Origin of the sequence: Fictibacillus gelatini DSM 15865 (assembly GCF_000430745.1) — a bacterium.
Classification (GTDB): domain Bacteria; phylum Bacillota; class Bacilli; order Bacillales; family Fictibacillaceae; genus Fictibacillus_A; species Fictibacillus_A gelatini.
Genome location: NZ_KE387230.1, coordinates 115219 through 136969, shown reverse-complemented (window position 1 = coordinate 136969; position 21751 = coordinate 115219). Strand labels below are relative to the sequence as shown.

At 44.6% G+C, this 21751-nt stretch carries 20 protein-coding genes; 7 read left to right on the top strand and 13 right to left on the bottom strand.

What is annotated here, in order from left to right:
- Positions 1-118 precede the first annotated feature (118 nt).
- Both H538_RS0119535 and H538_RS0119530 read right to left on the bottom strand, forming a co-directional pair.
- Positions 119-1336 carry a cytochrome P450 family protein gene (locus tag H538_RS0119535; protein WP_407636412.1) on the bottom strand — a complete coding sequence of 406 codons (1218 nt, stop codon included), beginning with the start codon at positions 1334-1336 and terminating at the stop codon, positions 119-121.
- Positions 1337-1797: 461 nt separating this feature from the next.
- Positions 1798-3228 carry an N-acetylmuramoyl-L-alanine amidase gene (locus H538_RS0119530; protein ID WP_026679000.1) on the bottom strand — a complete coding sequence of 477 codons (1431 nt, stop codon included), beginning with the start codon at positions 3226-3228 and terminating at the stop codon, positions 1798-1800.
- Between the two features lie 200 nt (positions 3229-3428).
- Here H538_RS0119530 and H538_RS24570 point away from each other — a divergent pair, with 200 nt between their 5' ends.
- A complete protein-coding gene (locus H538_RS24570; RefSeq protein ID WP_161627223.1) occupies positions 3429-4433 on the top strand; it encodes a polysaccharide deacetylase family protein in 1005 nt (334 codons plus the stop codon).
- Positions 4434-4552: 119 nt separating this feature from the next.
- A complete protein-coding gene (locus tag H538_RS0119520; RefSeq protein ID WP_026678999.1) occupies positions 4553-5230 on the top strand; it encodes a YkyA family protein in 678 nt (225 codons plus the stop codon).
- Here H538_RS0119520 and H538_RS0119515 read toward each other — a convergent pair.
- The 8 genes from H538_RS0119515 to H538_RS0119475 all read right to left on the bottom strand — a co-directional run bounded on the left by H538_RS0119515 (position 5188) and on the right by H538_RS0119475 (position 13267).
- A complete protein-coding gene (locus tag H538_RS0119515; protein WP_154658041.1) occupies positions 5188-5400 on the bottom strand; it encodes a hypothetical protein in 213 nt (70 codons plus the stop codon). The genes H538_RS0119520 and H538_RS0119515 overlap by 43 nt on opposite strands.
- Positions 5401-5542: 142 nt before the next feature.
- The gene (locus H538_RS0119510; protein ID WP_026678997.1) at positions 5543-7144 is read right to left on the bottom strand and encodes an APC family permease; all 1602 of its coding nucleotides are present in this window, start codon (positions 7142-7144) and stop codon (positions 5543-5545) included.
- The gene (locus H538_RS26310) at positions 7122-7346 is read right to left on the bottom strand and encodes a hypothetical protein (protein ID WP_154658040.1); all 225 of its coding nucleotides are present in this window, start codon (positions 7344-7346) and stop codon (positions 7122-7124) included. Before H538_RS26310 ends, H538_RS0119510 begins: the two co-directional genes overlap by 23 nt.
- A gap of 238 nt (positions 7347-7584) precedes the next feature.
- On the bottom strand, positions 7585-9075 hold the full coding sequence (locus tag H538_RS0119495) for an aldehyde dehydrogenase family protein (RefSeq protein WP_026678995.1): 1491 nt from the start codon (positions 9073-9075) through the stop codon (positions 7585-7587).
- 23 nt (positions 9076-9098) lie between these two features.
- Positions 9099-9995, bottom strand: coding sequence for a 4-hydroxy-tetrahydrodipicolinate synthase (gene dapA / locus H538_RS0119490; protein ID WP_026678994.1), 897 nt, complete (start codon positions 9993-9995; stop codon positions 9099-9101).
- Between the two features lie 50 nt (positions 9996-10045).
- Positions 10046-11041 carry a proline racemase family protein gene (locus tag H538_RS0119485; RefSeq protein WP_026678993.1) on the bottom strand — a complete coding sequence of 332 codons (996 nt, stop codon included), beginning with the start codon at positions 11039-11041 and terminating at the stop codon, positions 10046-10048.
- Positions 11042-11058: 17 nt separating this feature from the next.
- On the bottom strand, positions 11059-12081 hold the full coding sequence (locus H538_RS0119480) for a proline racemase family protein (protein WP_026678992.1): 1023 nt from the start codon (positions 12079-12081) through the stop codon (positions 11059-11061).
- 1 nt (position 12082) lies between these two features.
- Positions 12083-13267 carry an NAD(P)/FAD-dependent oxidoreductase gene (locus H538_RS0119475; RefSeq protein WP_026678991.1) on the bottom strand — a complete coding sequence of 395 codons (1185 nt, stop codon included), beginning with the start codon at positions 13265-13267 and terminating at the stop codon, positions 12083-12085.
- Between the two features lie 184 nt (positions 13268-13451).
- Here H538_RS0119475 and H538_RS0119470 point away from each other — a divergent pair, with 184 nt between their 5' ends.
- From H538_RS0119470 to H538_RS0119450, 5 genes are all read left to right on the top strand, one after another.
- On the top strand, positions 13452-15149 hold the full coding sequence (locus H538_RS0119470) for a sigma-54 interaction domain-containing protein (RefSeq protein ID WP_081412731.1): 1698 nt from the start codon (positions 13452-13454) through the stop codon (positions 15147-15149).
- A gap of 188 nt (positions 15150-15337) precedes the next feature.
- Positions 15338-15613 carry a (2Fe-2S)-binding protein gene (locus H538_RS0119465; RefSeq protein WP_026678989.1) on the top strand — a complete coding sequence of 92 codons (276 nt, stop codon included), beginning with the start codon at positions 15338-15340 and terminating at the stop codon, positions 15611-15613.
- The gene (locus tag H538_RS0119460) at positions 15606-15950 is read left to right on the top strand and encodes a (2Fe-2S)-binding protein (RefSeq protein WP_026678988.1); all 345 of its coding nucleotides are present in this window, start codon (positions 15606-15608) and stop codon (positions 15948-15950) included. Before H538_RS0119465 ends, H538_RS0119460 begins: the two co-directional genes overlap by 8 nt.
- Positions 15943-17154: an NAD(P)/FAD-dependent oxidoreductase gene (locus H538_RS0119455; protein WP_026678987.1), complete on the top strand. Its 1212-nt coding sequence runs from the start codon at positions 15943-15945 to the stop codon at positions 17152-17154. The genes H538_RS0119460 and H538_RS0119455 overlap by 8 nt, the downstream gene beginning before the upstream one ends.
- Before the next feature lie 150 nt (positions 17155-17304).
- Entirely contained in the window at positions 17305-18540 is a 1236-nt protein-coding gene (locus H538_RS0119450; protein ID WP_026678986.1) for a multidrug effflux MFS transporter, read from the top strand.
- Positions 18541-18739: 199 nt separating this feature from the next.
- Here H538_RS0119450 and H538_RS0119440 read toward each other — a convergent pair whose 3' ends face one another.
- From H538_RS0119440 to H538_RS0119425, 3 genes are all read right to left on the bottom strand, one after another.
- Positions 18740-18982, bottom strand: a complete 243-nt coding sequence (locus H538_RS0119440; protein WP_026678985.1) for a hypothetical protein — start codon at positions 18980-18982, stop codon at positions 18740-18742.
- Positions 18983-19174: 192 nt separating this feature from the next.
- Positions 19175-19345, bottom strand: coding sequence for a hypothetical protein (locus tag H538_RS26305; protein ID WP_154658039.1), 171 nt, complete (start codon positions 19343-19345; stop codon positions 19175-19177).
- 1453 nt (positions 19346-20798) lie between these two features.
- Positions 20799-21617 (bottom strand): alpha/beta fold hydrolase, encoded by an 819-nt coding sequence (locus H538_RS0119425; RefSeq protein ID WP_026678983.1) that lies wholly within the window; start codon positions 21615-21617, stop codon positions 20799-20801.
- Positions 21618-21751: the final 134 nt, after the last annotated feature.

Sequence of the window (21751 nt, the reverse complement as noted above, 5' to 3'; positions counted from 1 at the left end):
CGATTTCAATTTCAGTTTATACAATTCCGAAAATTTCATCAATAGTATTTTTAAATTTTTAGATAAAAAAAAAACGCCTTAACAGCGATTTTGAATGAACGGTCAATATCTTAAAGAATTAACCCCATAATTTAACAGGCAATTCGACCAGGCCACGAAGAATGAGAGAACTGCGCCATTTCAACTCTTCAATGGATGCATTCAGGCACATCTCCGGGAATCGCTGAATCAGAGAATTGATAGCAATTTGGCCCTCCAGCCGTGCGAGTGGTGCCCCCAGGCAATAGTGAATGCCAAATCCAAATGCGATATGTTGGTTGCTTTTTCTTGTAAGGTCAAGGGAATCGGGATTTTCAAAGCATGAAGGGTCACGGTTGGCAGAAGCGATTCCGATCATGATCGCGTCGCCTTTTTTTATTTTTTTGCCGTGCAGGTCAAAGTCTTCATTAGCCATCCTGAAAGTGGCGAATTCAACTGGATTGGTGTACCGCAAAAGCTCTTCTACCGCCGTTTGTATGAGTTCCGGTTGCGCGCGCAATTTCTCAAGCTGGTCTGGATGCTCAAGGAGCGCTAGTGTTCCATTCCCAATCAAATTGACTGTCGTTTCATGACCGGCTATGATCAGCAAGAAAATCATAGAATACAGCTCATTTTTTGTCAGCTTCTCTCCTTCTTCCTCAACTAAAGCCAGCCCGCTGACCAAATCGCTTTGAGGACGTTCTTTTCTCTCTTCAATCAGTTTTTCTAAATAATTTACAAATTCTTTAATATACGGATTTGCTTCCTGCTGTTCTTCTTTGTTGGAAACGTCGATGATTACATTGGACCACATTCTGAATTGCTCCCGGTCCTTCTCCGGAATTCCAAGCATTTCTGAGATGACGGTCATGGGGAGGGGGAAGGCATATTCATTTAGAAGGTCCACTTCTTGTTTCATTGCCATCTTATCAAGCAATTCGTTCGCAATTTCCTGAATACGGCCGCGCAAATCACTGATCATTTTAGGAGTGAAGGCTTTATGGACCAATGTCCGCAAACGGGTATGATCTGGAGGATCTTTTGCCAGCATATGATTAGAGATCAACTCCATTTCTGGAATTGAGTTAAATTCATTCAATTGTTCTTCTGACATCAATTTGCGAAAATCTTTTGTCACACGGGTGTCTTTCAATAAGGCAACGGCATCAGAATAGCGGGTAATAAGCCAGGCGGGGCGGTCAAAGCGCTCAAGCTGAAAGGCATGGACAGGGTCATGTTCCCGATAATACGCCAGTGTTCCATAAGGATCAGATTTATATTCGGGCGAAAAAAGATGAAATACTTTTGTCATCGTCATCCTAAAGTTCCCTCCGTTTCAATGTTCATCGACGAAATATGAAGAGCCATAGGTAGCCATCTTTCAATCAATCGGCATTTTCTCCATTCATAAGCCGCCTCCTTTCTTCATCTGGCCATTCCGCCAACCAGGTTGACGGGCATGCTTTCTTATTGATCTGCTTGCTTCACACTATTTAGAATAAAATGTAATCTCTCGCAAGTCAATTTTTTCCTATTATTCTCTTGCTTTTACCTTTAAATAACCTATCCCCTGCGGCGGTCATTGCTCCTTTAAATTCCAGCTTCGTTATATGGATACAGTACATTTCTCATTAACATAGCCAGCCCATTCCGTATTTATCTTCGGGATGGAATCGAATGATCCATTAAAAAAAGACTGCCGCCATCGATATCCTATAGCAACAGCCTTCTGCCTAACCTTATTTTCAAGATGAATCAGGGCTCCATCTTCATGCTTCTCTAGTTTTTCCCGCTCTGGAAATAAGCCTTCAACCCCTGAACAATGCCAGATGCGGCTTTTTCTTGATAGGATCTTGAGCGAATAACCCTTTCTTCGGATGGATTGGATAAAAAGCCCAATTCGACTAAAACGGCCGGCTTTCGATTATCTCTTAATACTTGCAAGTCGCCAAATTGAACGTGCAAATTAGTCAGATCGGTTGACTGGGTGATTTGCTGTTGGATCGACCGGGCGAGCGGCAAATCTTTCGTTTTTGAATAATAAAACGACATTAACCCATGACAGGCATTTTTTTCACAGAAATTATAATGGATGCTAACAAACGCATCTGCACTCGCACGAACACTCTTCATCGCCCGTTCATGCAGCGGGATATACTTGTCTGAGTCCCGCGTCATCGCTACATGGGCCCCGGCTTCTTTCAATTGTTCGGCTGTTAATTTAGCCGTAGAAAGCGTAATGTCTTTTTCATACGTTTTATACTTATCTCCAATCGCTCCGCTGTCACGCCCGCCATGCCCCGGGTCGAGCACGATCGTCTTTCCTTTTAACGTTTCTGCTGAGTTGCTTTCTGGTGCTTTTGCTATAGATGATCGTTGATTTAAAAGATTTTGCCGCCCTGTCGTTTGTTCTGCTTTTTTCTTTGCCCCATCTGCTCTCCTCTGCTTTTGTTGTTCAAATGGTCGCTTGTTTGCCGCTGGCGTTTGCTGCTCATTGCTGGCCGACCGTTTTGTCTCTCGTTTTTGTTCAGTTGCCTGCTTGCTTTCCCCTGCTTGAAGGTAACGGTCCGCAACCCAGCCAACCGTTCCCGCCTTCGTCTTTACTTTTGACCAGCCCTGTCCTTCCATTAAAATCGTAACAGTTGCGCCTTTCGATAGTTTTTCGAGAATGCGATGCCCAATTCCAGGAAGGGCGCGTACATTTAAATCAGAAACTGTGGCTACACCTTTTTGAAAGGATACATACGATTTTGCTACCCATCCTTTTATAGGATGACCGGTTTCTACCATGAACCAATTTCCTTGTTCTTGCAGGATCGTTACTCTCGTCCCGCTTGTTAGCGCCGTTAACACCTTACTATTTAAACTGGGCTTATTCCTGACATTTAAGGAAGAAGCACTTACTACCCCTTCCCTTTTGCTTACCGGTTTGTCAACAGCATTTCGTATGTATCCTGTTGCAATCCAGGCTGGCTTCTTTTTATATAAAATTTGCGCCCACATTCCTTTTTCTGAAATCACCTTCACATTTGACCCCATTTTCAAATGGCCAATTACTTTATAATTTTCCCCTGGACCAAGGCGCACATTTAATACGTCTGCGGTTACAACCACTTGATGATTCGTTTTAGCGATAGCTTCAGCGAATGGAAGCTGTGCAAAAGTTAGTACAAAAGCTACAACGATTCCAATAGCGATTCGCTTCTTCATCTCTGTCCCCTCCAAAAGCTTAATAGTCTCATAATCTATCATCAGTATGGACAGGTCTATCAAACTTTAAACAAACCATTCTTTAAACGATGTAGGTCAAAAGAAGCAGAAATATGTAGAAGCTTGTAACCTTTTTGTTACCCCTTTGAAAGTTTTACCCCTTATACTTAAACTGGAAGAAGAAAATGAAGGTGATCGAAATGAAAAAGAAAAAAATCCGCATAATTGTACCCATCGCAACAATTTCGTTTTTAGTCTCATTTGCTGCTTACTTCGGGTTTAGCCATTACGATGATGCTGCAGCTGCCAAAGTGATTGAAAAACAGGGTCCGCCTGAAAAAGCAGCAACCTTTCAGCCAATCGTTCAGCCGAAAAAAGATCTTGAAGGAACAGCCATCGCTCATTCCATCCAGGTTGAAAAGCAAGAATTGGCGGCCAGGCAACTGAATGAAAAAGTGGTTTATTTAACATTCGATGACGGCCCTTCGGCGGATGTCGAGAAACTGCTTAATACGTTAGACAAATACGGGGCAAAGGCTACATTTTTCATGTTAGGTCCACATATGAAAGAACGGCCTGAAGCGGTGAAACGTATGGTAGAAGAAGGTTTTGGCGTTGGAATGCACGGGATGACCCATGATCCCCGCCAATTTTATCGTTCGAAAGATAGTGCACTACAAGAAATGCTGGATGACCAGAAGATTTTAGAGCAAATTACGGGCGTTAAATCTCACATGATCCGTTCCCCGTACGGCAGCATTCCGTACTTTCTCGATTCCTACCGTGCGGCTGCAAACTTGCACGGGTTAAAATTATGGGACTGGAACATTGACAGCCGGGATTGGGAGTTAAATAGTCCGGCTTATGTCACTCACGTCATTCGTTCGATTGAACTAAAAAGAAGCGCAGGGGAAGTTCCTGTTGTTTTATTGCATGACCGGGGTCCGACGATTCAATATTTGCCAAAGCTATTAGCCTATTTAAAACAAAACGGATACGCTATGAAGAAAATTGATGATTCACAGGCTCCTTTTACTTTCCAGTGCAATGATCGTTGCCATGCGTACGGTTCTAGCCCTATTAAAAAGTCCAAAAAGGAGGACAAAAAGAGCCCAGACGATCAAGGCAGGGTAGCTTTGAGCAAGACTACCACACGATTTACTTCTTTGCTACCTTGCACCAAGGAAGCCTGCTACGAAGCATAGCTTGTAGACGCAGGTGCAACAGCGTATGAAATAAATACGTGAGTGCATAAAAGCAAGCCTTTGATTCGATTCGACGGACGTTTTGAACTACCGTTTAAAAGAAAGGAAGTATTAACAGCATGAAGCCGCAATCCGCTAAAACAGTCCTTTTTGCTATTTCGCTTGTAACAATGGTTGCTTTTATCCTATCAGGCTGCGGATCGACAGATAAAAACGTTGCCCGGGTTTATATTCACCTAGAAAAATCCGCAACGATAGAAAAGGACCTTGTGAAACAGCAACAATCGCTGATGAAGCTGCATCAAAAAGAACGATCACTATATAACGAGCTCCTTTCGCTTTCAATCAATAACGAAAAAATGGATTTCTTGCTCAAAGAAGCTGACGAATTGGCCGATAAGCAAAAACAGCTCCTTCAGAAAGAAAAGAAAGCGTTCGGCAAATCATATAAGGAATTTAAAAAAATCAATGAAATTGTTCCGGATCTCGACGATCAAAAACTTCAACAAAAAGCGAAAAAGGTCACTTCGTCTATGAACCTCAGGTACAAAACGTACAATAAAATGTATGATACGTATAAAGACGCGATTGAGTTAAATGAATCGTTATACAGCCTTTTTAAAGAAAAAGACTTAAATACGAAAGATTACAAAAGCCATATTGACCAGATAAACGAAAAATACAAAGAAATAACAAATCTTAACAAAACCTTTAACCGCTATACGAAAGAATACAACCAATCAAAAATCGCTTTTTATGAAGCCGGCAATCTTGACGTTTCATATAAATCTTCATGAATAAAAACAAGCGCTGCAGGGCGCTTGTGCTCCGTGAAAACAGCCTGAACCCCTGGAAGAAATGTCCTCCAGGGGTTTCTTAATGGTTCTCGCAAATCATGTAAAATCAATAAGCTATCCATCATGGCAAATTCTTCCCCATTTAGTTTAATTGCAACAGAATTGCTCAACCGTTTAATTTCCCCTTTGCTACACCTAATAATTTCCATTTTATTTTAATGGGCCTCTTCCTCTTTTCCGACTCCCTTTGTCCGCATTATTCTCCTCATCATATAACGAGTCATCAAGGTCAAGCGTTCCTATAAAGACCTATTATCCAACATTTTTTGTTGATTGGACATGTTCAAGCTGTTCTACATCGTCATCGTCAAAAACGGCCTCTGGCAAACCGGTACGGCTCCCCCAGTAATATGTGACAAGCGAAACGACCGTAACGATAATTAAGTCCCATGGGTGGCCAAGCGCCTTCGTCCCTCCGAAAAGCCCAAAGTACGAGATGGCGATCATCGCCCCATAATAAAAGACGAGCCACCAGGAAGATTTCACTTGTTGGGCAAAACTTACGACGTCCGTCGGCACCCATTTTTTAAACAATACATAAATAACAAACATGACAAGCTGCGAACCGAGCAGCCAGGAAATCGTATTCCAGCCCGACCAGTAGACAATAAAGGAAGCGATGATGAAGGAAAGCGGACCGAAAATGGCCATTCCTTTTAAACGAAACGGACGAGGCAAGTCAGGGGCATTGTGGCGAAATGCTCCTGCTGCAATCGGGGCAATCGCATAACTTAACACGAGCGCTGCAGAAACGACGCTGATTAACGCTTCCCATGACGGAAATGGCAACGTCCAGAAAACCGACATGATGAACGACAACCAGACGGCCGGACGGGGAATGCCCGACTTTTCGTCTACTCTTGCAAAAATTTTAAATAAGGTTCCACTGCGGGCCCAGCCATAAACGACCCTTGGCGTTGTCGACATATAGATGTTCCCAGTTCCGCTTGGCGAAATAATGGCATCGGATACGATAATAAAAGCGAGCCAGCCGATGCCAAGCACAGCAGCGATATCTTTAAAAGGAAGGCTGAATTCCTTTCCGACACCGGCCCATCCCCCCGTGAGCATGTCTGTCGGAATGCTTCCGAGGAAAGCAACTTGCAAAAGCACATAGACGATCGTTGAGAGAACGACGGACAAAATAAGGGCAATCGGAATGGTGCGCTGTGGATTTTTCGCTTCGCTTGCAACGGAAACAATCGGTGTCAACCCTAAATAAGCAAAAATAACGCCTCCTGTTGAAATGGCCGACTCGATTCCGAAAAAGCCGGATGGGGCAAACCCGTGAATGGAAAAGTTAGCCGACTTCAGCTGGGTTAGCAAAACAATGATCGTAAGGGCCGGAACGAAAAATTTGAAAATCGTCACAATCGTATTCGACTTCGCAAACGTCTTGATGCTCCAATAATTAAGCAAGAAAAAAACGACCAATAGAGCAAATTGGACAAGCCATCCGGTAAGTGTCGGCAGGCTCGAGCCTTTTTGCGTCAGGCCCGGCCACCACGCCGCCGCATATTGCCGGGCCGCTTCCACTTCTATGGCGATCAAGCTTGAATAGGCAATTAATGTTATAAATCCGATCAGGTATCCGATGAGCGGCCCATGAGAATATACTGGATAGCGAACAACCCCTCCGGCCCGTGGAATGGCAGCGCCAAGCTCACAGTAAACAAGGCCCAATAATAGGATCGCAAAACCGCCAATAACCCATGACAGTATTCCTGAAGGCCCCGCCAGCTCTCCGACATGGCTGGCTGAAAAAAGCCATCCCGAACCGAATATCGCGCCAAATCCTATGAACGTTAGGTCCGACAATGAAAGTTGACGTTTAAATTTCCCTTGTGCTGGCATTAAGCATCACTCTCCTGAGAATCGGAATGGTCCGATTGTTATCGTGACCAACGGGGATCCCCCCGCCGATCGTTTGGTCCAATAGAACCGATTTAAAGACAAAAATACGGTGTGGAGAAGAAAACATGTCCAATAAAACCCAGCTCATGGACAAAAATACGGTTCCGAGGGAGGCCACTGAAAAAGTCCAAGAAATTTTCAAAAATGCTTTTTCCTAAAAAATACATCCCCACTTTGGTAAGCGAAATGCATTGTAAACACGATGCTATCCCCCACTTCCTAAGTGAAAAATACTGTTTTTTTGGGTTTTGGTTTTTCAAAAATTTTAGTTTTTTATTAAAAGGAACTTTTTCAGTGGCTTCGCCTGAAAGCGAAAATTTGTCCAATAGAACCAATCAAAAGAACAAAAACGAGGACTGGAGGCAAAATACATGACGAAATCAGTCCTGCAGTAAGTTCACCCAGATGCTTTTCACTTCAGTATAATTATCGAGCGCATACGATCCCATTTCCCGGCCGATTCCAGATTGCTTAAAGCCGCCAAATGGGGTAGCTGCATTTTCTAAGTTGTAGTCGTTGATCCAAACCGTTCCTGCTTTTAGCTTATTGGCAATATAGTGCGCCGTTTTAATGTTTTCTGTCCACACACCGGCCGCAAGTCCATACGGCGTATTGTTCGCCCTCTTGATGACTTCTTCGACATCATCAAACGGGAGAACGGCGACGACCGGGCCGAAAATTTCTTCTTTCGCAATCGTCATCTCATCCGTCACATCGGCAAAAACGGTCGGCTTGACGAAGTACCCTTTTTCAAATGCCTTTTCGCCGCCTGCCGCAACCCTTGCCCCTTCAGCTTTTCCTTTTTCAATGTAGCGCAGGACGCGTTCTTGTTGCTCTTTAGAGACGAGTGGCCCCATTTCCGTAGAGGAGTCGAGCCCAGGTCCCAATTTAACGTTGTTCGCCATCTCCGCCAGCTTCTTAACGACATCGTCATAATGCTTTCGATGGATGAACACACGTGAACCGGCGCTGCAATTTTGTCCGTGATTATACATGATGCCATTGAATGCACCTTTGATTGCGTTATCCAAATTGGCGTCTTCTAAAATAATGTTCGGTGATTTTCCGCCAAGTTCTAGCGTCACATGCTTTACCGAGTCGGCCGCCTGGCGCATGATTGACTTGCCGACGACGGTCGAACCTGTAAAGGCAACTTTATCGACATCATTATGATTGACAAGCGCGGCTCCCGCTGTTTCGCCAAAGCCTGGGACAAAATTGACGACGCCGTCCGGAAAGCCGGCTTCTTTAAACAAATTCGCTGTATAAAGCAAAGAAAGCGGCGTTTGTTCTGCTGGCTTTAATACAACGGTGCAGCCTGTCGCAAGTGCGGCCCCTAATTTCCATGCCGCCATAAGCAGCGGATAGTTCCACGGGATGATTTGCCCAACGACGCCGATCGGTTCATGGCGAGTGTAATTTAAATAGTCGGGAGAAATCGGAATCGTTTGTCCGAGCACTTTCGTCGCCCATCCGGCAAAATACCGGAAATGCTCGACCGTTCCTGGAATGTCGTCACTAAGCGCCAGCTCGTACGGCTTACCGTTATCTAACGCCTCAAGCTGGGCGAGCTCTTCTTTGTTTTCATCAATTAAATCCGCGAGCTTATAAATAAGGTGGGCCCGTTCAGCCGTGCTTAATTTAGGCCACGGACCATCTTCAAATGCCTTTCGGGCAGCTTTAACGGCCAGATCAATATCCTCTGCCTGCGCTTCACTTACGGCTGCAAGCACTTCTTCCGTCGCTGGATTTAATGTTTCAAAGGTTTTCCCGCAAACGGACGGCACAAATTGGCCATCGATAAAAAGCTCCAATTTTCCTTCTAAAAACGCTTTCACTTTTGGCTTTAAGCTCATTTCTGTCGTTAACATCACGATTCCCTCCATTTTTTAAATTATTTTTGTGAGACGAATAGGTCATCTAAAATTGCTTGCAGCTTTGCATCTTCTTCGGCAGTTAGCGGCAAACGCGGTTTACGGGACGGCCCGCCTGCCAATCCTTTTACGTCCATGACCCGTTTAATGATTTGCACATATTTTCCTGACTCTTCGATAAAGCTGCAAAGCGGCAATATTCGGTCGTACAGTTCCCATGCTTTTTCCATTTCGTTCGTTTGTACAGCGTCAAAGAGTTCTGTCACGATTTTGGGCGCGGCGTTCCCGGCTACCGAAATCCACCCTGTCGCCCCAACAAGCAGTGATTCCAATACTAAATCATCCGCTCCAGCAAACGTTTCAATATGCCCTTTTCCTTGTCTTGAAATGTCCCTGACTTTGCGAATATCGCCGCTTGATTCTTTTACATGGGTAATGTTTTCGGTGTCACGACCTACACGGAGAATCGTTTCCGTGCTTATATTGACGCCTGACGTAAAGGGGTTGTTGTAAATCATGATTGGAAAGCTGACCGATTCGGCGACCGCTCTAAAATGTTCATAAATTTCTTCTTCTTTCGGGTGGGCGTAATACGAGTTGATCAATAGAGCCCCGCTAGCGCCGGCTGCTTCCGCTTGCTGGGTATACTCGATCGCTTCTATTGTCGTTTCTGCGGCTGTTCCGACGAGAAGAGGAATTCTGCCATTAATTTGTTTGACGGCGGTTTCAACGACTTGGAACCGTTCCTCTTTCGTTAAGCTGACAAATTCCCCTGTGCTTCCATTGACGACAAGGCCTGCCACGCCTTCATCTACAAAATATTCGATGTTATTTTTCAACCCTGCCCAGTTGATTTCTTCCTTCTCGTTCATCGGTGTAACGATGACGGGATAAGCGCCTTTAAAATTTGTATACATATCCATCCTCCTTTTAATAGTTGAATTGATTGATAAGTTACCAAATCAGCTTACTTTAATAAAAACCCCGCACTAAGCGGATCATCTGGATCGATGAAAAATTGATGAAGTCCCGTGATGAACGCGCGACCTTTAATTTGTGGGATAACGGCTTCGAAATCGCCCACTCTCGCTGTCCCAGTAATCGTTCCGACAAATTGGCTCCCGATGACGCTTTCATTGACAAACGGGGTCGCCTCTTGTAGTTTCCCATTTTCATAGAGGCTGGCCAGGAGAGCTGACGTTCCTGTACCACACGGCGAGCGGTCGATTTGCTGATCCGCAAAAATCGTAACGCTGCGCATATCCGAATTTTCCTTTTGCGGTTCATCTGTAAAAATAACCCCGTAAATGCCGTTGATTTTCTTTTCGAGCGGATGCTGGACAATTACTTTTCTTTCGATTTCTTCCTTAACTTGTTTGGCGATTTGCTGGATTTTTGCCAGTTGTTCAATTTCGATGCGTACATCGAAGGCTTTCGCGTCAACGATGACATAAAACGCCCCGCCATAGGCGATTTCCGCTTTTACGTTCGACTCGAGTACATGCTCCTTTTCAAAAACAAACGAAGGGACATTGTTAAACGTAACGGATTTCACTTCACTTCCAGCGCAATCTGCATAAGCAACGATCTGTCCGGCAGGCGAATCGATAATGATTGGCTCGTCCGCTCCCTTCACATAGAGCTGGCCAGTTTCAATAAGTGCGGTGACAACAGCAATGATCCCATGGCCACACATCGTGCTAAAGCCTTCATTACGCATGAATAAAACGCCAAAATCGGCATTGCTGCTCTCCGGTGGCATCACGACACAGCCATACATACCGTGATGTCCCCTCGGCTCGTACATTAATGTTTGCCGGATATGATCAAAATGCTCCGCAAATTGCGTTCTTTTATCTAACATCGTTTTTCCTTGTAAAAAAGGTACACCGCTTGTGATGATTCTTAGTGGCTCTCCCGCCGTATGCGTGTCAATCGTTGAAAAGTGCCCGCTGAATTGCATTCCCACATCCCCCCTTTCTAATGGCCCTTCATCGGCGGAATTAAAAGAAAGCCATCATTTAATTCATCTTCAGGCTGATAAAAAAATTGATGCATCCCCATCACCCATGCCGAGCCCGTAATTTCAGCGACGACGGCATCTAGCTCGCCGACCTTCGTCGTTCTGACAATTTTCCCTTTAAATAACGAGCCGACGATGCTTTCATGGACGAAACGCTGACCCACGTTCAGTTCATGATGCGCATACAATGTCGCCATCTTCGCGCACGTCCCCGTCCCGCATGGCGAGCGGTCGATTCCCCCGGGGGGAACGACGACCGTATTTTTCACATTGGCCTGTTCGTTCGTCGGGTCAGTGTAAAATTCTACATGCGTTAACCCGCGAATAAATGGGGCTTCTGGGTGAACGACCTCGGCTGACCGATTAATCGCATCCCGAATGCGGACAGCAGTCGATACAATCGCTAAAGCGTTTGCAGGAACTAAGTCGAGCCCGAGCTTTCGCGCATCGGTAATGGCGTAGAAATTTCCGCCATACGCAATGTCGCATTCGACCATGCCAAGCTCTGGAACATTTACTTCAACACGTTTTAATAAAAACGCAGGAACATTGCAAAACGTCACTTCCTTCGCTTTTCCGTTCTCGATACGAATGGATACTTCAACTAAACCGGCTGGCGTGTCGAGCTTCAGTTTCGTCATTGGTTCTTGGATATCAACGATCCCCGCTTCAACGAGCGCCGTCGAAACACCGATTGTGTCATGCCCGCACATCGGCAAATACCCGCCCGTCTCAATGTAAACGACGCCGAAGTCCGCCCGCGGGTCGCATGGTTCTGTTAGGATCGCTCCGGACATAACTTCATGCCCGCGCGGCTCATACATTAAAAACGTCCGGACCCAGTCATACTCTTCTTTCATATGAAGCATTTTTTCCGACATCGTCTTTCCTTTTAATGGCGGCATTCCGCTAATGATGGTCCTCGTTGGGTTTCCGCCTGTATGTGTATCAATCGCCTGGAACACTTTTGTCGCTTTCACTTTATGTCACCCCTTCTGTCAAAAAGGAAAAGCGGTCGTGGCGAAGCGGCTCATATGGAATGATCGTTTCGGCCTTCTCGAGGATAAGATCTTCGATGAGTTTCCCTGTGACCGCCGCCAGGCTGATCCCGTCCCCTTCATGCCCCGCTGCAATGTAAAACCCGGGAACTTCTTCTACGTGGGAAACAATCGGCAAATGATCTTCCGTCCATGGACGGAGGCCCGCATATGTGCGAATGAGCGTAAAATCGGCGATTTTCGGATAAAATCGAAGCGCCCGGCGCGCCATGCATTTAATAACGGTCATATCAACCTCCGTATCGAATCCAACGAACTGCCGGCTGCTCCCGATTAAGAAATTCTGGCTTTCGGTCGGCTCAAAAACGAGTGCGACGCCATATTCTTTCGTTTCTTCATCTACTTGCCGCTTGCCGCCGAACTTTGAGATAAGGTAGCCGAACTCCATTACTTTCCGCAATCCAACAGGCTGCTGTCTCGAAGCGACAACGATGTGGCCTTTTCTCGGCTTTATAGGCACGTTAACATCGACCATTTTGCCGATCACCGGCGACCAGACTCCGGCTGCATTGACAACCTTTTTCGCCGTAAACGTTCCATTCGTTGTTTCAATTGAAAAATTCCCGTTCTTTGTAATTGACTTAACTTCGGTGTGGGTTACAATGCGCGCGCCATATTTTTGCGCTTTATCAAACAAGGAATAGGTCATTAAATAAGGATTGACGGTTGAATCCGTCTCGCACTCCAATCCTCCAGGCAAATCGTCGGCAAAATAAGGAGATTCCTGGCGAATATCGGAGCGGTCCAACATCCGAAAGCGCAATCCCGCTTCTTTTTGGCGAGCGACCCATTTTTCAGCCGCCGCCATCTCTTCTTCTGATTCACACACTAAAATACTCCCCGGCGCCCGATATTCAAACGGCAAATCAAGCTCACGGCTTAATTCACTTACGAGCTCCTGACTTTTTAACGACATCTGGCTGTCAAAGCCCGGATCTTTGTCGATCGCCAATATGTTGCCATCACACCTGGACGATGTGCCACTTACAAGCTCGCCTTTTTCAAGAACGAGGCAATCAAGGCCAGCTTTTGAAACGTAATACGCTATCGCGCTGCCGATAATTCCTCCGCCAATAATGGCAATCTCCGCATGCTGCTTTGCGGTCATACTTCTCCCCCTTTCCCTCGCCATTAAAATTGCAAAATCTATGCCAAAAGAGTGATCAACCGATAGAACTGCCCATTCTCCCACTTGTTTACAAAGTGTCAAAATTATTTGTATTTTCTTATTAAAAGTGTAAAATATTTTTTATAGCGTATAAAAAATTTGGCACTTCTTCAGGGGAGGATGAATGATGTTTAGTTACTTGCCTTCTCTTCATGAATGGATGGAAACGGATTTTCTTTTGCTGACAACGAAAGATGAACCGATCTTAAAAGAAGATTCCCGCAACATGTTCCTGGCGCTTTGCGATGAATCTTCCTATTTTGACCGGTCAAAAAGAAGCTGGATACCGTGTGCCGCGATTAACGAGAATGAATCCGTGGAGAAAATTCTCCCATTATTTAAAGAGAACAACATCATTATCGTGAAACAGCAAGACGGCGGCATCGCGGGCTACCTGTCGGCCTACAATGTGATACAGCATTTATTTCATGCGCTTCAATATGGCGAAGTTTTTTTCAAAACCATTCTCAATACGATCGATGCCTCCGTCACGGCGATCGATAAAGATGGTATCGTTAAAGTATGGACAGAAGGGGCGGAACGGATTTTTTCCTATAAACAAAACGAAATCGTCGGAAAGCCGATTACGGACTTTTTTACAATCGACCATCTGGAAATTATGCAAACACTGAAAACGGGTAAAACGTTGAACAAGCATCATCACCAACCGCGCGAAGATGTAACCGTGCTCATCAATTCAGCCCCCGTCTATTTGCATGATGAAATTGTCGGAGCCGTCGTTTCCGAAACAGACATTACGAGACAAGTCCGCCTTAATCAGGAACTGTTTAACGTCTCGGCAAAAATGCTTCAGTTAGAGGAAAAAGTGTCCAAATTAAGCCCTTCCAAAGACCCGTTTCAAATGATCAGGGGAAGCAGCAAGGCTATTAAAGAAACGATTGAGCGGGCAAAAAAAGTGTGTACGACGGAGGTCCCTGTTTTGATCCTCGGGGAAAGCGGCGTCGGCAAGGAGCTGTTCGCCAAAGCGATTCATGAAACGCGGGAAGCAGCCGGCAGCCCGTTTATCCCGATCAATTGCGGGGCAATTCCGGCCTCCCTATTTGAAAGCGAATTATTTGGTTACGAAAAAGGGGCGTTTTCCGGGGCGGATACACGTGGCAAGAAAGGGAAAATCGAATTGGCCAGAGGAGGCACGCTCTTTTTGGATGAAATCGGGGAAATGCCTTTAGATATGCAAGTGAAGCTCCTTCGGGTATTGCAAGAGAAAAAATACTTTGCCGTCGGCGGGACGAAAGAAATTGACGCCGACTTCCGCATCATTGCCGCCACAAATAAAAATATAGAGAAAATGGTAAGCGAAAATAAGTTCCGCGAAGACTTGTATTACCGATTGAATATTGTCAACATCCAAGTCCCTCCTTTGCGCAGGCGGTATGAAGATGTCATTGAGCTGAGCCATTACTTTTTCTATGAATTTTCCGTTCGCTATAATCGACCATTGCATGGAATCTCGCAAAATATCATGCAAGATTTGCTAGCTTACGATTGGCCCGGCAACATACGCGAACTGAGAAATGCCATTGAACGGCTTGTCGTCTTTGCGACAGATGGCCATATTAAACGAGAAGATTTGCCATTTACGCCTGAACCGCAAATCAGTCCGGAATCATCCTCATTGCATTTCGAAGAAAAAATAACGGTCGATCCATCCTTGACGCTAAGCAAACAGCTTGGCCACTATGAGAAGAAAATCATTTTGGAAACGTTGAAAAAACAAAATGGAAATAAACAAGCGGCGGCCACCCAGCTCGGCATCACCCGGGCCACTCTTTACAATCGAATGAAAAAACTTGGCATTTAGCCGAAGATGACCCTCTACTTACCGAATAAAGAAGCTTGAATATTTGCCGAAGATGACTTCTACTTACCGAATGAAGACCCCCGCCATGTAGCCGATTCTTCTTCCTTCAAGTTGGCTTAATTCTTGCATGCTTACTTTCATTAGAGGCAAATGAAGCCCTAAAGCCATCAATGAAGGAGGATTTTTTAATGAAAGATTCAGCAATCGTTATTTGCCGGTGTGAAGAAGTTACCCTTGAAGAATTAACGAATACGGCAAAAGAATATAAATGTTCGGCCCGGGAGCTAAAATTGCGCACTAGAGCGGGAATGGGCTATTGTGGCGGACGGACGTGCCGTTTTGCGATCGATGCCATTTTAATGGAGGCGACGGGAAATCAAACGCCAGATCAGATTCCTTTGAAATACCAGCCACCCGTCCGGCCGGTTTCATTCCAAACGTTAGGAGGCGGATGCCATGAATAATCGCCGCATTCTCCATCATCCGGTCCTCGGGACGATGCCTGAACGAAATGCCGTTCATTTTACGTTCGACGGGAAAAAGTATAAAGGATTTGAAGGAGAAACGATCGCCGCCGCCCTTTTAGCCAGCGGTGTCCGAACGCTTCGCGTCCACGAAGAAAAAGAAACGCCGCGCGGGATCTATTGCAATATCGGCCATTGCTTCGAATGCCGCGTGACGGTCAATGGGCAACCCGGCGTCCGTAGTTGTTTGACAGAAATTAATGACGGAATGGTAATTGAAAGCGGAAAACGCCAACCTACTCCTTTAAAACGAAAGGAGATTGCCCGCCATGTATGATGCCGTTATAATCGGCGCAGGGCCAGCCGGTTTATCCGCTGCAATCGCCTGCGCGAAATGGAACTTGCAAGTCGTTGTCATCGATGAATTCATGAAACCGGGCGGCCGCCTTCTTGGCCAGCTTCACCAGGAGCCTGATGGCACGTGGTGGAATGGAATCAAGGAAGCAAACATTTTAGTGGAACAGGCAAGAGCACTCGGTGTCGACATATGGTGTGGTGTATCCGTCCATCATATTGAAGAAGTGGGACAAGGCTGGCGTGTCCACACGAATAAAGAGCGAATCGACACACCTAAGCTCCTGCTTGCGACCGGTGCCGCTGAGACCCCCGCACCCGTTCCCGGCTGGACGCTTCCAGGCGTCATGTCAATTGGAGCCGCCCAGGTCATGACGAATGTGCACCGCGTCCGCCCTGGAAAGAAAGGGATCGTTATTGGCATCAATGTGCTGTCAGCGGCGATTACCCGTGAACTTCAGCTGGCGGGCGGCGACGTTGTCGGAATGGTGTTGCCCCCTGTTAACCCGATAACCAAAGATGCCGGGAATCCCCGCAAAGTCATGCAATCGTTATTGCGTATTTCCCATCTGGCGCCATCCGCATTTCTAAGAATGGGAGGCAAACTCTCCAGAGCCAATTGGATGCAAAAACTCGCTCTCACTTTTTATCCGAAAAGCGGGGTAAAAATGTGGGGCATCCCTATCCATCTCCGGAAGGCGGCAGTTCAAATTAATGGAGAGAAAGAAGTAGAATCCGTCACTATTTGCAGCGTCACTCCCGATGGAAAAAGGATCGAAGGGAGCGAGCAAACGATGGATGTCGACTTTGTCTGTATTGCCGGAGGGCTTTATCCGCTTGCTGAACTTGCGGCTGTCGCCGGCTGTCCATTTCATTATTTTCCAGAACTCGGCGGCCATGTGCCTGTCCATAATGAACGGATGAAAACACCGCTTGAAGGACTATACGTCGCCGGAAACATTACAGGCATTGAAAGCGCCAAAGTCGCCAGAGCGCAAGGGTTTGTCGCAGGTTTGTCGATCGCAAAAGAAACGATCCAATCGGCGGATTCGGCGATTGACAAACATCTTGAAAACGCCTTAGACGAGGTAAGAAAAATTCGCAGCAATGCGGCCATTCAGTTTCACCAGGACATCCATGCCGGCCGCAACAAAATGGAAAGCATATATAAGGAACAATTTTCTTAATGGGAGGACCTTCACTTTTGAAGGTCCTCTGACGTTTCCAGAAGTTACGATCTCGGAAATTATAAAAAAATTAACTAATTAATTTATAGTTGTAGTATAATAGTTAGAAATTTTTATTGAAATAAACATGGGGAAGGACTGAAATGATAGATGAACAACGTATTGCGCCAATCAAAAGAAGCATATACGCATAACATGTCACGTTCACGCCGATTGTGGATCGCCCTCATTCTCGGCTCTTTGTCGGCATTCGGACCACTTTCCATCGATATGTATCTTCCTTCATTGCCGACATTGACAAAAGACTTGCATACGACAACCTCGCTTGCCCAGCTTAGTTTGACCGCCTGCCTGTTAGGGCTTGCGCTTGGCCAGATTGTCGTCGGGCCGGTGAGCGATGTTCGCGGGCGGCGAAAACCGCTCATTATTTCGCTTGCCTTATATGCTGCCTCCTCATTGCTTTGCGCGATCGGTCCATCCATCTGGGTACTGATCGTCCTCCGGTTTGTCCAGGGGGTATGCGGAGCCGCTGGCATCGTCATTTCCCGTGCTATCGTCCGGGATCTTTATTCTGGAACGGAATTGACGAAATTCTTTTCACTTTTAATGCTTATTAACGGAGTGGCTCCGATCCTGGCACCGATTGTGGGCGGCCAGTTATTGAAAATTGTCCCATGGCAAGGGGTTTTTGTCGTTCTTTGCCTCATTGGCGCAGTGATGCTTGCTGCCGTCATTTTCGGTTTAAAAGAAACATTGCCAGTGGAACGGCGAGCGGCGGGTGGCATAAAAAATACGCTGTCGACCTTCCGTGACTTGATTAAGGACCGCGTTTTTATGGGGTACGCCTGGTCGCAGGCACTGGTGATGGCCGCCATGTTTGCCTATATATCCGGATCGCCATTCGTCCTCCAAGATATTTTTGGCGTGTCGCCTCAAGGGTTCAGCCTATTTTTCGCAGTCAATGGAATTGGCATCATCATTGCCAGCCAATTAACTGGCAAGCTGGCGGGGAGGATAAGGGAATCAAGGCTTCTTTTTACCGGCCTCGGCATTGCGACACTCGGAGGGCTTATTCTTTTTACAATGATTCTAGCCGGTTGCGGGCTGATCGGGGTCGTGATTCCGTTGTTTGTTGTTGTTTCGAGTGTCGGCATCGTTTCGACGACGAGCTTCTCGCTGGCGATGCAAAGCCAGGAAAAGACAGCCGGAAGCGCTTCGGCCTTGCTCGGCTTGCTTCCTTTCATCTTTGGCGCACTCGCCGCACCGCTCGTCGGACTTGGAGGCAGCCACACCGCCCTTCCAATGGGCATTGTCATCGCCGCTGCCGAAGTTGCCGCCATTTCGTGCTATTTCTTCCTGGTGAAACGGAATAAAACAAGCGTCTAATCTCTTCTTAACAGCGATCGTTTTACAATACGATCGCTGTTTTTTTATTTTTCCTTCAAAAAAGATCACAGAAAAAAGATTTTCTTGCTCCGCTTTTTTCCTTCATTTTTCATTTTAACGAGTACATTTTTCACTTCCTCATGTATAGAATCTTGATTTAATAGTTGATTAATAATTTGGAAGTCATTCATTTTAAGCCTTATCTTTCTTTACGAAAGAGAAGAATGCCATAACCATGCAAACATTCAATGGTCTCATCAAGCCGTTCAACTAAAAACTTATTCAAAGGCTTTCTTTTTAATATTGGCCATCTTATATTGTTGTTTCCTTTATAGAGCGTAGAGAGGATGATATGTGCCACTTCCCTTTGTTTTTCAGATAGAATGTCTTCAATTCGACCGCTAAATTCTCTTAATCCAAATGTTTCTCTTTCTTTCGGCATTAATTGTCCATAGCTAAAAGCTTTCCGGAACCCCCTGCACAGGAGGGGGTTTTCAAAGATACAAAAGAAAAAGCACTGGTCTATTTCCAGTGCTTCATTTATTTATTGTGGATTCTTCATGATGAAGATTTCTTTTTCCAGTTGGTAAATCTTATCGGTTAAAAACTTGACATCTGATTTACTTACAATGGCTTAATTTAACTTTTCATGTTGTAAGTCTAAACGGTTGTTTGCTTCTTTGAATGCCCCGATTGTTTGCTTCTCGAATAACTCGACTCTTTCAGTCAGCTTATCAATCTTTTCTTCCATTTTTTCAAATCTAGCATCCATTTTCGTAAGCAATTCTAAAATTTGTTTTTCCATTTTCACACTCCTATTAATTTTATAATAAAGGATTTCGCAATTCCTTACTACTCTTTTATTACTTCTTTCAATGAATCATTTATTCTCGTGCCTACAGCTTATAATTCTATGCGCCCGTGCCGTAAACAACAAACGTAACGTTGGGGTCGGTTCGAAATGTACAAGTTTGTTCAAATAATTGGATAACATAATAAAAACGAGGCGTAAAGCCCCGTATTATCATTAATACTTGTACTTTTTATAAATGATTTTTTGGTATATTGAAACGGGTACTTTGAACTAATCCCCTATGTTAACGTCGTTGATTGCAAAGAAGAAGTCTCGAAGAAATTGAGCGACGTATAGAACGATTAGATGATGATTATAAAGTAAAGGATATGTGTGACTATGGTGTTCCCAATTATGAAGACTATATCAATAAAACTATCTTGAAAAATCTATGAAATTATTATGAATGAAACAATAGGGGGAATATTAAAATGATTTTTGGATAAAGAAACAGTTGATCCACGAAAAAAAGCCCGTATCGGTTCATGTGACCGAATATAGGCTTTTTGTTTTTGGCCGGTTCCAATAGCTGGCGTTATGTTCATTGAAATAAAAAAGCACCAAAATATAAATCTCAGACCTCTAAACATCTTTTTAACCTTTTTTTATTAAATAGGTTAAATAAATAAAAAGTACTACTAATCCAATAATAAATGCCAATATATAATATAAATAATAGGCGGATAGATTCACTTCTAAAAAGAAATTGATTGTTAATGCTGCCATAAAATAGAGAAAAAGAAAAAGACAAAACATTCGTATAAACTTTAAATACATTTTAATCCCTCCCTATATTGGATCTTGCCAATATTTCGTCGAGAACAGTATATAGGGGTAATCGCGTAACTGCCACTACCCACAAAGCGCATGTTATTAATTGGTAAAAAAATAAGCCGTAGTTCCAGATAAAGTTCCAATACTCATCTTTTCAAGAACTTTTCATCCTCTTATTTACTAAATAGCCCTATAATAACATATGTTGTAAAGAATTTGATAGTGCTTTCTCTAATAATTCTAAATAGTAACAAACCGTATAGAATTTTTTCTATACGGTTTGTTCTTTATTTCCTTATTGCTCCACCATAAAGATTTCATGTAACTGTAGAACCTACATAGCATTCAACAGTAACACTTTTTAAAACTATACCCGCCCATCTAATACCAAATGTGGACTCATAATATTGTCTTGAATAACCCTCAGCATTCTTGTATTTTCCTTCTGTAACATTTCTACTTTTCCCAAGTACCCTAATTTCAATATTTAATAGTGATCCAAAAAAATGTCGGTTATAGTCACCATCTTAACTAACAGCTGAGACTCTTTTACTTTTCATTACCTAAGCGGACGTTAGCGCTAATGCCAGGTTAAAAAAGCGCGGCGATTGTTTAAAACGACCGCTGTTTTTTATTTCGATTCTTCCACGCGATCCAGCCACTCGTGAATCAATGACGTAAACATAGTGGATTGCTCAATTTGCAGGTTTTGCCCCGCACGGTCTAAAACCGCAAAAGTTGCCCGCGGAAATTTATCAAGAAGCGACCATCCATCTTTAAATCCTACGATCGAATCCTGGCGCCCAAACAGAAACAGACTGGGCTTATCATAAGAAGATAACTGCTCATCGACAGGAAAAGAAAATCCATATCGCTTTTGGATTTTTGCCAAAAATTCTTCGTCCGCGATGCTGCATCCTGAGGCAACTTCATCGCGATACCTGTTGAAATTATACTCGTCATGCACGACGGATATTGAAGTGAATTCCTCTTTTTCTTCCTTGCTCAACTTCGCAAGAAAATCCTCATCTCGGTAAAGAACGTGATGAGCGGGAAGCGTCCTTTTTTCATTTTCAGGTATAATCAGTGGGCAAATGAAGGCCGCCCCATCTATGTATTCCTTCCTTTCGCTTATAATGCCCCGTGCGATGTATCCACCATAGGACTCGCCGGCCACTAAAAAAGATTCGTTCGGAATGACGGCATCAATAAAACGCAACACGACATCAAGCATATCATCACTGCTCTCAATTTGCGGAGATCCCTTTGTTTTTCCCATTCCCGGAAGGTCGATGTAAATCCGCTTCCAGCCTTCCCTTTCCTTAAAGATAGGTTCCATGCAGCCGGTCATAAGCCGATGGTCAGGCGTAAATCCGTGGATCATAAGGATCGGGCGGCCAGTTCCCTGCGTTTCATAATGAATGGTTACATCCCCAAGCGAACATTCCATATCCTTTTCCTCCAAACTATGTAATATTACTTTTATTATAACAGAACATACATTCCCTGTATATGATTTTCGAAATATTTATACAGGTATTTTAAAAACTAGTTGAACACTCAAAGGGGCCTAGATAAAGAAAA